Origin of the sequence: Paenibacillus baekrokdamisoli (assembly GCF_003945345.1) — a bacterium.
Lineage (GTDB): Bacteria > Bacillota > Bacilli > Paenibacillales > Paenibacillaceae > Paenibacillus_Z > Paenibacillus_Z baekrokdamisoli.
In genome coordinates, this window is the sequence record NZ_AP019308.1 from 4372620 (window position 1) to 4386717 (window position 14098).

General features: G+C 45.1%; 11 protein-coding genes. 2 read left to right on the plus strand and 9 right to left on the minus strand.

Annotated features, from left to right (window positions below):
• Positions 1–33: 33 nt before the first annotated feature.
• A complete protein-coding gene (locus EKN16_RS19240) occupies positions 34–765 on the plus strand; it encodes an aminoglycoside 3'-phosphotransferase (RefSeq protein WP_125660826.1) in 732 nt (243 codons plus the stop codon).
• A gap of 213 nt (positions 766–978) precedes the next feature.
• Here the strand turns inward: EKN16_RS19240 and EKN16_RS19245 are convergent, their stop codons facing one another.
• Together EKN16_RS19245 and EKN16_RS19250 are read right to left on the minus strand one after the other, a co-directional pair.
• On the minus strand, positions 979–3351 hold the full coding sequence (locus tag EKN16_RS19245) for a S8 family peptidase (protein WP_125660830.1): 2373 nt from the start codon (positions 3349–3351) through the stop codon (positions 979–981).
• Positions 3348–4457 (minus strand): AAA family ATPase, encoded by a 1110-nt coding sequence (locus EKN16_RS19250; protein WP_197719099.1) that lies wholly within the window; start codon positions 4455–4457, stop codon positions 3348–3350. The genes EKN16_RS19245 and EKN16_RS19250 overlap by 4 nt, the downstream gene beginning before the upstream one ends.
• 323 nt (positions 4458–4780) lie before the next feature.
• Here EKN16_RS19250 and EKN16_RS33090 point away from each other — a divergent pair, with 323 nt between their 5' ends.
• Positions 4781–5227, plus strand: coding sequence for a hypothetical protein (locus tag EKN16_RS33090; protein ID WP_232015853.1), 447 nt, complete (start codon positions 4781–4783; stop codon positions 5225–5227).
• Positions 5228–5678: 451 nt separating this feature from the next.
• Here EKN16_RS33090 and gucD read toward each other — a convergent pair whose 3' ends face one another.
• From gucD to EKN16_RS19290, 7 genes are all read right to left on the minus strand, one after another.
• Positions 5679–7136: an alpha-ketoglutaric semialdehyde dehydrogenase GucD gene (gucD, locus tag EKN16_RS19260; RefSeq protein ID WP_125660833.1), complete on the minus strand. Its 1458-nt coding sequence runs from the start codon at positions 7134–7136 to the stop codon at positions 5679–5681.
• Positions 7137–7166: 30 nt separating this feature from the next.
• Positions 7167–8099, minus strand: coding sequence for a hypothetical protein (locus EKN16_RS19265; protein ID WP_125660836.1), 933 nt, complete (start codon positions 8097–8099; stop codon positions 7167–7169).
• A 50-nt stretch (positions 8100–8149) separates the two neighbouring features.
• The gene (locus EKN16_RS19270; protein ID WP_125660838.1) at positions 8150–9871 is read right to left on the minus strand and encodes a dihydroxy-acid dehydratase; all 1722 of its coding nucleotides are present in this window, start codon (positions 9869–9871) and stop codon (positions 8150–8152) included.
• A gap of 2 nt (positions 9872–9873) precedes the next feature.
• Entirely contained in the window at positions 9874–10854 is a 981-nt protein-coding gene (locus EKN16_RS19275) for an aldose 1-epimerase (protein WP_125660841.1), read from the minus strand.
• Positions 10855–10867: 13 nt separating this feature from the next.
• The gene (locus tag EKN16_RS19280; protein WP_125660844.1) at positions 10868–12214 is read right to left on the minus strand and encodes a family 4 glycosyl hydrolase; all 1347 of its coding nucleotides are present in this window, start codon (positions 12212–12214) and stop codon (positions 10868–10870) included.
• A gap of 48 nt (positions 12215–12262) precedes the next feature.
• On the minus strand, positions 12263–13051 hold the full coding sequence (locus tag EKN16_RS19285; RefSeq protein ID WP_164522885.1) for an SDR family NAD(P)-dependent oxidoreductase: 789 nt from the start codon (positions 13049–13051) through the stop codon (positions 12263–12265).
• Between the two features lie 134 nt (positions 13052–13185).
• Entirely contained in the window at positions 13186–13896 is a 711-nt protein-coding gene (locus EKN16_RS19290) for a carbohydrate ABC transporter permease (protein WP_260182398.1), read from the minus strand.
• Between the last annotated feature and the right edge of the window lie 202 nt (positions 13897–14098).

Consider the following 14098-nt stretch of genomic DNA (forward strand, 5'->3'; position numbering starts at 1 on the left):
TTACTAAGGAAAATTGAACGGGAGGGTAAGAACATGAAACGTACGGAGGTTTCCTTTGATATTGAGAAGTTACCACTGACCATCAGGCAGTATATAAATGGGGCAACAATTTATGATAGTAGTTGTTCCGAAAATGCAAAGACACTTTTTGTTTCGGGTGCAGAACGTGCTTTTCTAAAGATAAGCAAAAGAGGTTCACTTGAACGTGAATACAAAATGACAAAATTTTTACATAAACATAACTTCGCACCGAATGCCATAGCCTATGAATCAGAATTAGATTATGATTATTTATTTACAGAAGCGGTAAATGGTGAAGACGGAACAGCAGTGCTACACATTGAGAATCCTAGTAAATTGGCATGTGTGTTCGGTGAATATCTAAAAATGTTGCATTCACTTCCTACCGAGGGCTGTCCATATGACAATAGAACTAATGAATTGTTAAACGAATCACAAATTAAGGGAATAGACCTTAGTGTTATGAATGAGTACAACTATTCAGCTATTGACAATGTGGTAATTCATGGTGATTACTGCTTACCTAATATCATAATGGATAACTTTTCATTCAAAGGTTTTATTGATTTAGGATATGGTGAGGTAGGCGACAGACACTACGATATTTATTGGGGAATATGGACACTAAATTATAACTTGAAGACTGATAGATACAGGCAGTTATTTTTAGATGCATATGGAAGAAGTGATATTGACGAGGACGGACTCAATTACTTTACAAAACTCATTAAGTTGACGGATTAATATCATCAATTAGCAGTATTCATTCAACAAAAAAGAGGGGCTTTCGCCCCTCTTTGCTATTTCCGCCAATACATCTCCGATTTAATTGTCCTTCCGCACTAACAGTGAACAACATTCCACATGTGAGGAGTAGACAGTGACAACAATCAAAAATGTGTCCAGAGGATCGGTGTTTGCTCTGTACCAAAAACTACCTTTGGACACGAAATTCGATCATACTTCAACTTCTACTCTTGCATCAATTGCTTGTCTTAATTTGATGTCTCTATGAATGAAATTACCGTTATCCAGGAGTGCTGACACTTCTTCATAAACTAATGCTTTTTTTAGAGGGTCTCTGATTGTTAATATCATGCAAAATTCTTGATTAAGATCTATTCTAGTTGCTTCTGCTTTTTTTTCTATTGCATCTCGATATAATCCCTCAATCTTCAAATACCATTTTTTGGGCGATTGCACATACTTCTCTTTATTCTTGCTTGTCAGTTCTGATAAATCAATGGCGTACTTTTTGTTTGGATAAAATTTATTTCCATACTGAAGTAACATTTTCTCTGAATTTGAAAAGGTCTTAAGCTGTTCAATGGGCTTCTTCTTACTAAAAATTGAAGAATTAAGCAAATTCTGCCCACCTTCACGCCCTATCTCATTCTTAATTATTGGTTTAGTTGTATCTCGGAATGTCTTTTGATCGTAAGTACCGAATTTAACGTCTATGTTCGACTGACAATACTCTGGCCCTTGTTCGCCATCCACTATTGGTGAATTTACAACCGTTAAAATGATTTGTCCCGTAAAATACCCTTGATCATCAATTAGCGATTCTGGATATGGAAAATCAAGTATCTCAATAAACTCCCCTTTATTTAAACCCTCTCGTAGTATCAGTGTTATTTCAGAAGGGTCGTTGTAGAGAATATCATCAGCTAAAGTTGGAAGCCCAAACCCCATCTGATTTACCTTATCATTTATTTCCATTTCTATACCTTCAGGGTATTTTGCCGTATGTAGTATTAAAGCTTTAAGTAGTACAGGATCAAAATCTTCTCTTAACTTGTGATTTAAATTGGCTATTATTGCGGAAACCCTTGGAGTCGAAAAGCTCGTCCCTACAGCTTTTCTGCAAGTCCCATCTGGTCCAAAGGATTGTACACCATTGGGGACCGCCTTTCCATTTTTGACGCCACTATTTCCGCCATAATGGACAAGTTCAGGTTTAATGATAAAAGACGGCCCTGGACCAACCCGACTGAAAGGAGATGGGTGATTTAATTTAACAAGATCACCAGCATTTTGGGAGTGAGCTATTGAACCTACCGTTATTGCTCTAATTGATTCTGCGCCGCGTGCAATTTTACTCACAGGTTTACCAATTTCAAAATTGTTACAATTTCCTGCGGACTTAATAATTAAAACTTCATTATCATCTTGAATACTATCTAAACCTATTCCAAAATCCGAAAAATCACTTACCTCTTCGTTAGTACCCAGTGACATGTTCCATATCTTAATGACATTTTTGTTCTTTTCGATGACTTCCCTAATATTTGCAATCAAATCAGCTTCACTAATACTGTCTTTTGTTTTATCTGGAATTACAATTGCTTCGTACAGATAGCAACCATCTAAACCAGTAAAAACTTGACCCTCTAATAGGTCGCTAAAGGCAACAATTCCTCCCACAAATGTTCCATGTCCTCGATTAATTAGATTTGCAGGGACACTCGAGTGACTACCTTTAATCCACGATCTTAGCTCAAATATTGGCGCTATTCCAGAATCCAATATACCTACAATTGGATAATCTGAATCTTTATTCGGTTCTGGGAACTCGATGTCCAGATCAGAAAAAAAACTATCTTCCGTCACCTCGTACATGGGCATAGGTTCGATGGATTGAATGGCATTAAAGTCACTTATAGTATCGATTGAAAGTGCCGAATCTGTAGTTACTTCATAAATTTTTAATGTCTGTGAATAGTTAACTATTTTTTTCAATTGAAGATGCTCATTTGATGATAGTAACTCTAAAAAAATAGATTCGGTGATTTTATTGATATGAGTATCGTTGTAATTAAAGAGCTTCACTTTTAGTATCAATCTTCCGTCTTTTTTCGGGAAGTTTTCAGGTTCTTTAATCTTTGGTTTAAATGCTTCAATGTTCTCAACGGCAGATACAGCTTTTGCATTCTTTTTAAAAGAATCTAATTTCTTGCTTATCTCCTTAAGGTCTGTTACTGAATCAACCCTTATTAATAGGTCATACTCTTCATTTAATCCAATAGTTTTCTCAATTTTCTTTCCAGTAAATAGTTGAGTTATTTCAGAACGATGGGATTTGGCCAATGCATCAGTATTAACTTTAGCCTTTATTACAGTGGGAACATTTTTATACTTATTTAGTTTGCCCTCCAATTGACTCTCGGCTATTTTAAAATTCTGAATAAGTTCATTTGAATGGGCCTTTAATTCTTCACCTTGCAAAACCCACTTCGGAGGAATGTCACTTCCTCCCCCTTCGGTGTACCTTTCGTCAACTTCGTTCCTTTTTTGAAAAAACTTAATCGGCAGGTTATTTTTTTTCAATGTTTATCACCGTCTTTCTTCATTAAATTTCTTACTTGTCTAATAGAAATTCCCAATAAATTAGAAATATCCTGTTGAGTAGCCCCATACTGACTAAGAAAAGAAGCAAGTGGTATATCTTCCTCATTTAATCCTTGATAAGAATACACTTCAAATAACATAGAGGCGTATGTCAATATTTCTTTTTCTGCAATAATTGCGCTCTTTATTGCTTTGTAACAAACAGTTTTAATATCCGACGGAGATAGTCCAATCATCGCTTGAGATAATATACCTAAACGCTTTTCATCATTCACAAAGTCATTTTGCATGGTGTCTAAAAAAAGACTTATTAATCTTGAAACATCATTTTCTTTGGGTTTCGATATCTCAATAACATTTGCAAATCTTCGCCATACTGCGGTATCAAGTAATTTCTCATGATTTGTAGCGGCAATTAAAATATTGTTTTTATTGAAATCATCTATATTTTGAAGCAAGCTATTCACTACTCGCTTGAGCTCACCAACCTCTTGCTCATCATTTCTCGCTTTAGCAATGGCATCAAATTCATCTAAGAAAAGAATACAGGGTCTTTCCTTGGCATATTCAAATATTTTCCTTATGTTCTTTGCTGTACTACCAAGCAACGATGAAATAATTCCATCTAATTTAGCGGTTACTAATGGCATAGATGTTTGTTGAGAAATATAATGGGCGATACTTGTTTTTCCACAACCTGGCGGTCCATATAATAATAAAGATTCAGGTAACTCGATACCATGACTCAAAAACTTATTTCGATTTTTTAAAGATAAGATGTAATTATCCACTTTCATACGGGTCATTTCGTTCAATATAAGCGATTCCGCTGTAACGTTATCATTGATAGTCACATCCACCATGTCTAAACGGCTATCTTGATCTACAGGTTTGGAGAGAAACTCATCCATATAAATAGGATGTGCTTTTCTTTTTTCTAATAGGCTTATTATCCTTTCTGCAAATTTTTTTTCACCGTCATTCATTAATTTTTCGGCTAACAATGATGCGTAGCTTTGAACCTTGTCTCGGTTTTTCTCCAATCCACCCTCAATTATTTTTATTATCTCAGTTGTCATATGCATGATTTATCGCTCCTCAGTAAAAGACGCTTACAGTAATAAATATACCACTTCATTCGATATAGTGCACGATTTTCAAAAATAAAATTACGTTTTTGTTAGTTTTATTACGAATTTCGCACTTTCTCCACCAATCAAATAAAAAACAACCGAAACACTTTTTTTTGTGCGCACAGTATGTGCGTACATCAACTTTTCAGAAGAATATTCTACGGAGCAGTGTAAAACGTGGTAAGTCATTTTGTTCCTCTCACATCATCGGCTACGATACGTTACTCGCGGCGGTGAAGAATGACCTTAAAGAACTTATTGGCAGTAATGTCAGATTGGACAGGTTGTACGATGCTGTAAAAGGGAAAGTCGGTCTAAAACAATCTGCTTTAACCAAAGAGTTGCATAAGCTGAAAAAGCATCAAGAACAATTAGAGAAGAACGTCCAAGGACTTATTACCCTCTTCTCAAATCAAGCATTAACTCTTGGTGCTTTTACCGTCCAAAATCATCGTATTCACGCGGAGCAAGAAGCACTTGCTAAACGTAAAGTTGAGTTGGATTCCATTCTCGAAGCACAAAAAGACACGGAAGAGCAATTCCGTGCCTTTCAGAAACAAATCGCTTTATTTGCGAAACTTGATATTGATGATGAGCAAGTTCTAAAACAGTTGCTTCATCAAGTAATTGATAAGATAAAAGTCCATCAAGATGGCACTATCAAGATTCACTACAATATCGCCCAACCTCAAGTACTGGGCGAATTACTACAAGGGGCTTAGTCATTAGCCCCTTTCAATTTAAGTAACACTGTACACTCCACATGCACCGTATGCGGGAACATAGGCTATTTGGTTCCCATCTGCCGCGGCGTGGTAACACCTAGATTTATTTGGGCTTTCTACATTTGAGCATGGTTAACGTTGGTTGTTGTTTGCCCGAAAATGAGAGCTTTCGTCCCCAATCCGTCCCCTACACCCAAAACAGAATCGTTCAGCTAATGGTCAGATTTTTTTGTGATACGAGCGAGGATTCACTGTTGTACCGGTTTTGAAGAAATGTTAGAAAGTCACATCCAATCGAATATAAGGGTTAGGTGTGTTTAGGTAACTCAAAAAGTCAGTTCGAGCTTATTGACATAGAACGCTGATATTGGAAAAAAGACAACCAATCGAGGCTGTCTTCTCGTCATAAACTTCCATTTTCACTAACTTGACTGATTATTCTTTCTCACTAAGCTTTCAGGAAAACCGTTTTAATCGAAGTAAAGAACTCGATGGCCGCCTGCCCTTGCTCTCTCGAATGAGAACTGGATTGCTTCATTCCGCCGAAAGGAGCTTGCAGCTCGACGCCTGCCGTTTCGGCGTTAATGCGGACTAAGCCTGCATCCATATCGGCGATAAAAGCAAGGATATTCCTGATATTTTGCGTGAAAATGGATGCGCTTAGTCCATATTCGACGTCGTTTGCAAGCGAGATCGCTTCTTCCAAATTATCGAAAGGGACAAGCGCTAGCACCGGTCCGAAAATTTCCTCTTGAGCGATCGTCATATTCGAGGTCACTCCGTCGAATACGGTCGGTTGCACGTAATACCCAATCTTCAATTCCTCGTCGGCAGGGATACCTCCTCCGCAGAGCAAGCTCGCGCCTTCCTCGATCCCCTTGTTGATGTAAGAGAGGACGGTATCCCGCTGTTTTTCGTTCGCACAAGGCCCCATCCACGTTGCAGAATCGTTTCCGTTCCCCAGCTTCAGCTGCTTCACTTGATCCACTAGCTTCGTACGGAATGTTTCATAGACCGAAGCATGTACAAGAATTCTGCTCGTAGCCGTACACTTCTGTCCGGTTGATTTCAATCCGCCGCTGATAGCCGCTTCCACCGCCAAATCGAGGTTCGCGTCTTCCGCAACGATAAGTGGATTTTTCCCACCCATTTCCAATTGAAATTTCGCGCCGCGGGATAGAGCGGTTTGCCCGATCTGTTTCCCTACCTTGTTGGAGCCCGTAAAGGTGATGCCTTGAATATCGGGATGCCGCGCAATGCCGCCGCCGATCACTGCGCCGTCACCAGTGACCATGTTGATAACACCTGGCGGAAGACCCGCTTCTTCAAAACAAGCTAGAAGCTTAGCAGCCGTAATGGACGTTTCAATAGCTGGTTTTATCACGACAGTATTACCATATATAAGCGCCGGCGCCATTTTCCACATCGGGATCGCGACCGGGAAATTCCATGGCGTTATAACGCCTACGACCCCCAGAGGCACCCGAGTGGTGAACATCATTGCCTCATTGTCGGTCGAAGGAATAACGTCGCCGATCTTTCGCATGCCTTCCCCGGCATAATAACGGAGAATCGCGACGCCGCGAGCCGTTTCGCCTTTGCATTCGGCTAAGGTTTTGCCCATCTCGCGCATCATCGTTTCCCCGATATCAGCTATCCTTGACTCCAACAGGTTGGCTGCCTTGAACAGATAATCGCCCCGCGCCGCGCCCGAGAGCTTACGCCATGCCCCCTTGGCACGATTAGCCGCGCTCACCGCAAGCTCTAGATCCGCTTCATCGGAATTTTGCACATAGCCGACGATGTCGTTCGTATTGGCCGGATTAATGCTTGCAGTCACCCTTCCCGTTAAGGATGGGCTCCATTTCCCGTCGATATAGTTAAGATAAGTTTGCTCTATCGTCATTTTCTATTCCCTCCATCCTTGGTTGCGGCATTAGTTCACGGTTGGAATTCCTAAGCCTTTGGCGAACTTGCCGGATTGAACGGCAGAGGAGTTATACCGTTCCAATAATTGCAGACCCAGATGGGCTCTGTTCACTTTTTCCATGCATTGGATTCTGGCAACCTCTTTGTTATGGGCCCCTGCAGGGTAAACGCTAGTCGCGTTGCGCAGCCCGAATTTCAAGTAAACCGGTGAGGCGATTCTTACGATTTCCGGAATTTCATAATTCCGAATAAACCCGCCCATATCATCCGGTGACTCGATATAGAGATCAACGGGCGCATCAACGACTGTACGAATCGACGACAATTGCGGAAGCGTAATATCTCCGGTCAAATTCAACGTATTGCCGCCGAGCTCCGTTATGATTTTCGCGCTTACCGGGTTTGTCGGACTCATCATCGCGGAGATCTTGACGACCAAGTCGGTCGGCAATTGTCCTTTGTTTTTGGCTTGATCGATCAGCCATACTAAGCCTTCGTCAGCCACAAGTACGCTGCGAATGCCTAGATCCGTCGCGCGAAAAATATCCTCTAGCGCATAGAGCAGTTGATCCATCCCCGCATGTCTTCCGCCAAGCACCTTACCGCTGCTGCTAAGAGCCATCCCGCCAATATCGAAGCTCATTCGAGGACCGACGAAGAGGCACACTTCCATCCCTTCCGTATTCCCCATCTGTGCCATGTCGCGGATTTCTGAGTCGCTTAACAGCATAATGCCGCTGCCCTGAGATACCCGATTTACCGTTATCCCGAATTTCTTGGACTCCGCGATGACGCTTTCCAAGATTGCAGGTCCTTCCACGGAAGGAATTTCCACCCGATAATGCGCGCCATCTTCGAATCTCTTCTCGCTTGTGGGGAGCTGATACTGTTCCTTGTCCGGCAGGCCAAGACTGGCCGCGAATGCTTGTGCTCTACTCATCACTGTTTCCTCCAAAGTCATCATCCGAAAAGAATGAGTGACTGATTTAACTATCCTCTTCCTACGGTCGGTTCGATAAAAGGAACTTCATCTTCGGAGTTCGGTCGCAGGTTGTCGAGATCGCAGCCTTCGTCGGCCTGCAGGACATGATCCGCGTACATCCGCATATATCCGCGTTTGTGCAAGCGAACAGGCGACCAAGCTTTCATTCGCTCACGTATTTCTGTGTCGGTAAGCTCAACATGAAGGGTTCCCTGTTCCAAATCGACTTCGATCCAATCGCCGCTGCGGATCGCCGCGAGCGGCCCTCCGAGCTGCGCTTCCGGAGAAACGTGCAGGATATTGGTGCCGTAGCTCGTTCCGCTCATTCGCGCATCGCTAATTCTGACCATATCCCGCACGCCCAGCTTCAACAGCTTTTTCGGAATCGGCAGCGCTCCCCATTCGGGCATCCCTGCACCGATCGGACCGCAATTTCGCAGAACGAGCACCGATGTCTCGTCGACTTCCAGTTCTTCGCTATCTATTCGTTCATGCATGTCTTCATAGCTATCGAATACGATCGCTTGGCCCCTGTGCTTCCCGTTGATAAACGAACTCGCGGCGCGTTTTAGAATCGCGCCAGAAGGCGCTAAATTGCCCGTGAGCACAGCAATGCCAACATCCGTTTTGAAGGGTTCGCCTAATGTGGAAATAATATCGTCACGGTAAGAAGCAGCACCGCGATAGACTTCTTCAAGCGTAGTTCCCAAAGCGGTAAGACTGGTCGTATCCAATTGAGGCAGCAGCCTGCCGATCACGGCTCCAAGCCCGCCCGCTTCGAAAAAATCATCCATGCTGTGCTCACCGCTCGGCTGAAGATTAACAAGCAGCGGAATGCCTGCGGACAGTTCTTCATAACGCTTCAAGGGAATGCGGATGCCAAGGCGCCCCGCGATCGCGGTCAAATGGATAACCGCATTGGTGGAGCCCCCGATCGCCGCAAGCAGCTTGATGGCGTTATCGAATGCGGCTTCCGTCATCAGGCGGGACGGAGTCAATCCCTCCCTGACCATCGCTACGATTCGTTTCCCCGTCTCTTCCGCCGCCCATTTGCGGCTGGCATGCGTAGCCGGAATCGTGGATGTGCCCGGAAGCATCATACCGAGCATTTCGGACAAGCATTTCATGCTGGAGGAGGTCCCCATAACGGGGCACCCTCCCTGCGTGCACGAAATGCATTTTTCCAGCTCCGTCCATTCCTCTTCGGTTAACAGTCCGGCATTGTAATCATCCATTAACCGCCAAAGATCGGTACCGTAATTCACTTTCTTCCCGCGAAAAGTTCCGGATGCCCGATGCCCGGCAGCAAGCTGAAGCGACGGGATATTGCTGCTGGCTGCGCCCATAAGCTGGGCCGGCGTCGTCTTGTCGCATTCGCAAAGCATCACCGCGCCGTCGACAGGCAATCCCCGTATGGACTCCTCGACATCCATTGCCATCAAGTTGCGATAGGGTAAATCCGAGGGTTTCAGAAAATCGGAAGGCGCCGTAATCGTATGCATCTCGATCGGGTACCCTCCGGCGAGAAGAACCCCTCGTTTGACGAATTCTACTAATTCTTTATGCGGCGCATTGCAGCTATTCAAATCACTCCACGAGTTGAAAATACCTATAATGGGTTTGCCTACGAACGATTCCGGAACATGTCCATTCGCCCTCATGGCCGACAAATGCTGGAACCTGGTTTCTTTGGACGGATGTTTAAACCATCGATCGCTGCGCAAAGGCATGTCTAGATCACCTCTTCAATCCGAATTCGCGTTATCGTCTTGACTTGTTCGCCAGGCTGAAGAACGCGGAAACCGGTCAATTCCTCTGGAAGCTGCTGCAAATTGGGCGCATCCGTGATCCAAGTATACGGCTCCGGGCAAAGATAACCTTGTTTGGAATCATGATTGTAAACCACCCAATGTTTGAACTGCTCGTCGGCGCCGTACACGACGCGAATTCCGGAGCCCGAATCCGTCAGCACCGCTTCGTTCGCTCCGATGTTGGCCGTTTGGAAAGCATCGTCCAGCGCATGCCCGACAAGGCTTTTCCCCTCCCGCAACTGTTCCAAATAAGGGATATCTACTAGCTCCCCTGTCGGCAAGAATCGTTCGTTCAGCACCCATTGCTTATCCGCATTAAGCGCAAAACGGCATGACGTCAAATCCCCGGAACCGTTAAACGGGAAATTAAAGGTCGTATGATAACCAAGCCCCCAAGGAAACGGAGCGCTATCCTGGCTGCTAACCGTCGCTTCGACGGTTAGCGACGTCTGCTCCAAAACGAACCGCATATGAACGGTAAATAGATGAGGAAATTGCGCTAGAATCCCTTCGTGTTCCTCCGAATGAATGATCGTCTCCAGCACGATTCGTTCTCCCTCGGCTTCGGCCCGCATGAGCTTCCACGGCGCGTCGAACAGCAAACCATGGGTATGATTGTGTTCTGAAGGGTCGTTAATGTTAAAGCCATACTTCATGCCGTTATATTCAAACATACCATCGGCTATCCGATTCGGAGGGAAAAGAATCGGCAGTCCGTACATGAACGGATCCGCTTCGTACTCTTCTCGGCTTTGCGGGAATCGCAGTAAATCAAGGCTTTTGCTTATGGAGCGCAAAGACAATAAGTTGCTCCCCCATGACGGGACTAAAACAATTTCCAGCTCCTCATTCCGCGCTCTTATCGCGGTTTCGCCGTAAAGGTCAAACTGTTCGATTGCCATTTAGCCAGCCCCTTCAATTAAAATGCTGTCTCATCGCAGTAAGGCTTGGCATTTGAAGAATCTCGTCCAACAGCGCCCTCGCCTGTTGTTCGGAACGGGTCCACGGATCCATTAGAATTAATTGAACAAGGTCTTCATAGCTTCCGCTTTCGTAAGCTTGCAGCTCAATCTCGACCGGTGCGACGCGATCGCGCAGCGCATATTGAATGACAGGCTTAGGCAAGCCTTTGGTTTTAATGCCTTGAACGCCTATTCCGCTGACGTAACAAGGAATCTCCACCTGAAAATCCAGCGGAATGCCAGGCACGTAATTGCTGTCGTTCAAAATATTAAGGATCATGACCCTAGGAACATCGCACGCGATCGCTTCGATAAATGGAATCATCGGTTCCGTCGAATGCTCCGGCGGGTAGCTATCCATCACGTTCTCGTCCGTATTCTCGGAAACTTGTCGGATTTTCTCTACGCCCGCGGCTCCCCCCGCGAAGTAAAGGTCCCGCCACCAGGCCTGAGGATCTTCCTTGTAGAAACGCTCAGTCTCTTCATCCGCATGATGCCAGGCCGGCCAAGCGCCGCCTCCCGGATTTCCCGTATCGCCGATCGGAAATACGCCGAACTTCTTGTATAGATCGAGCGCTTTTGGTCCCAACCAATCGCAAGTACCGCATTCCTCGATATAGGCTGCCGATTTTTCTTCTATCCAGCGATCCAAAATGGGGAATGCATCTTCGCCTTTGTAGCGGAACTCCGTCAACCAGATGAAATGGTTTACGCCCGGAATCTCGTATGTAATATGTTCTGGGTCGAGCCCGATCACCTCGGCGACGGCCCTTACTCCGTTCGAACCATGACAAAAACCTGCAAGCTTGGCCTGCGGATACTTGCGTTGCAAGTAAGTTACGCCGGCCATGACCGGATTGGATACGAGCATATACCAAGCATTCGGACAAATTTCCAGTACGTCCTGCATAACCGATTCCATCAACCGCAACTGATCGAAATTGATCCAGAATCCTTCGTCATGCATCACGTGAAGGCTTCCGCCGAAGCGATACCCGTGTCTTTGCGCAATCTCCCAGCCGTCTTTCAGACGTTGATGTCCTCCGATCAGCGCGGCAAGCATGACAAAGTCGGCTCCGCGAAGCGATTCTCTCCGATCCGTCGTTTTTTCCAGAACCAGACGAATATTCGCTTCTTTGGCATAACGTTCGCAAAGTGAATAGGCGCTGTTCAAACGCTGCTCGTCGATGTCCATGAAGCTGATCACGCTGCCTTCAAGGGAAGGCGTAAGGCAAATATCTTTAATAAGACTTAGGGAAAACATAGCCGAGCCTGCTCCGATAATACTGATTTTAGCCACGAGTATAACCTCCAAATTAGAATGATAGATGATGAATAAAGCTAGTCTTCAGATCGCGGCCGATGCCGCCCCGTCGATGCTCAGATTAGAACCGTTGACGACAACGGATTCATCCGAGGCCAGGAACAGCACCGCGTATGCCACTTCGCGCGTTGTAGCCATTCTTCCGAGCGGCTGCTGCTGTTTGATAATCGGGTACAATTTATCCATACCTCCCATGCTATCGGCGAGTCGAACGTTCATATCCGTTTCGACCCACCCCGGAGAAATGGCGTTGCAGCGAATGCCTTTCTCGGCATACGAGACGGCAATTTCTTTGGTTAAGCCGATAATACCCGCTTTAGAAGCGGAGTAGGCGGTATAACCCGGCTCCGTCAGTGAAGCCATCACGGACGACGTATTAATAATGGAGCCGCCGTTTCCTTTAAGCATCTCGGGAATCGCTTTTTTGCACATCAGGAACATCGATTTCAAGTTGACCTGCAACACTTCGTCCCACGTTTCTTCGGGATAATCCAAAATATCGCCGACGGGCATAATTCCTGCATTGTTGAACACGATATCGAGTTGACCGTAGGCGTTGACCGCGCAGGCAACCGCGCGTTCTGCGGTTTCCATCAAGCCGACATTCCCGCATACGATTTCGCAGCTTCCGCCCGATTCGCGGATTTCCGAGGCGACTTCGTTTAACTTTTCTTCGTGTATGTCGACCAGCACAAGCTTCGCGTCCTCTTCAGCGAAGAGCAGCGCGGTTCCTTTGCCGATTCCCGAGGCCGCCCCCGTGACGATGGCTACTTTTGAATAAAGGCGACCTTGCTTCGTTTGATTCGTACTCATGAGCATGACATCCTTTCTCTCCGTCGTTTCATCCTTGCCTTTTGTAAAAGCGACCTCCCTTGGAGGGAGGTCATTGCCTTGATTTCTTATTTACTTTTGCTCTTCAGAAGCTCATCGCCGTCATTCGTGATTTTCTACCCCTTAACACTTCCCATGACCAATCCTTTGGTAAAATGCTTTTGCAGAAAAGGATATACCATCAACACGGGTAAGGTTGCGACAAAAATCTGGGCGGCGCGGGTAGTCTGGTCCGAGATCAACCGCATCATATTTAAATCCTTAGAGGTAATCGTTTTGGTATCGTACGAAGTAAGGGCTTTTTGTAAGAAGCTTTGCAAAGGATAGTTCTTGGGATGGTTCATGTACAATATACCGTCGAACCACGAGTTCCAATGTCCCACAATACTAAACAGCGCAATGGTTGCAATAGCGGGTGTTGCTAACGGTAAGACGACTCTGAACAAGCTTGTAAATGGTCCTGCGCCGTCGATGCTTGCAGCCTCTTCCATCTCTGCAGGTAAATCTCGAATAAAGTTCATCAACAAAATGATGGAAAAGATAGGTATCAAACCAGGCAACACCAAAACCCATATATTGTTGATAAGACCATATTTCATATACGTCATATACTCGGGTATAAGTCCGCCTCCAAAAAGCATCGGGATGAGCAGGAAGTAAGTATAAAACTCCCTCCCCTTAAACTTTTGGCTGCTTTTCGCCATCGGATACGCTGTGATAAACACAATAAACAGCGTGAGTGGCACAGCGAGAACCAGACGTTTGAGCGTAACAACAAATGCGTGCCAGAACGCTGCGTTTTGCAACACATATTTATAAGACTCCAATGTTGCATCTACCGGCCAGATACTAACTTTCCCACTGGACGCGGCGAAAGAGGAGCTAAATGAGAGAGCGAGTATATGCACTAGAGGAAGTATGCATATTAGCGAGATCAAGCTCAGAAAGATCAGGTTGCAAATCATAAACGCTTTTCTCTGCCAACTGGTTTTTATTCCGTTCTTCACCTTTGTTGTTCTCATAGCAGCT

Bases quoted from the DNA above. Each gene is read 5' to 3' on its own strand.
- EKN16_RS19240 (WP_125660826.1), top strand. From the start codon at position 34: ATGAAACGTACGGAGGTTTCCTTTGATATTGAGAAGTTACCACTGACC.
- EKN16_RS19250 (WP_197719099.1), bottom strand. From the start codon at position 4,457: ATGCATATGACAACTGAGATAATAAAAATAATTGAGGGTGGATTGGAG.
- gucD (WP_125660833.1), bottom strand. From the start codon at position 7,136: ATGACGATAGAGCAAACTTATCTTAACTATATCGACGGGAAATGGAGC.
- EKN16_RS19265 (WP_125660836.1), bottom strand. From the start codon at position 8,099: ATGAGTAGAGCACAAGCATTCGCGGCCAGTCTTGGCCTGCCGGACAAG.
- EKN16_RS19270 (WP_125660838.1), bottom strand. From the start codon at position 9,871: ATGCCTTTGCGCAGCGATCGATGGTTTAAACATCCGTCCAAAGAAACC.
- EKN16_RS19275 (WP_125660841.1), bottom strand. From the start codon at position 10,854: ATGGCAATCGAACAGTTTGACCTTTACGGCGAAACCGCGATAAGAGCG.
- EKN16_RS19285 (WP_164522885.1), bottom strand. From the start codon at position 13,051: ATGAGTACGAATCAAACGAAGCAAGGTCGCCTTTATTCAAAAGTAGCC.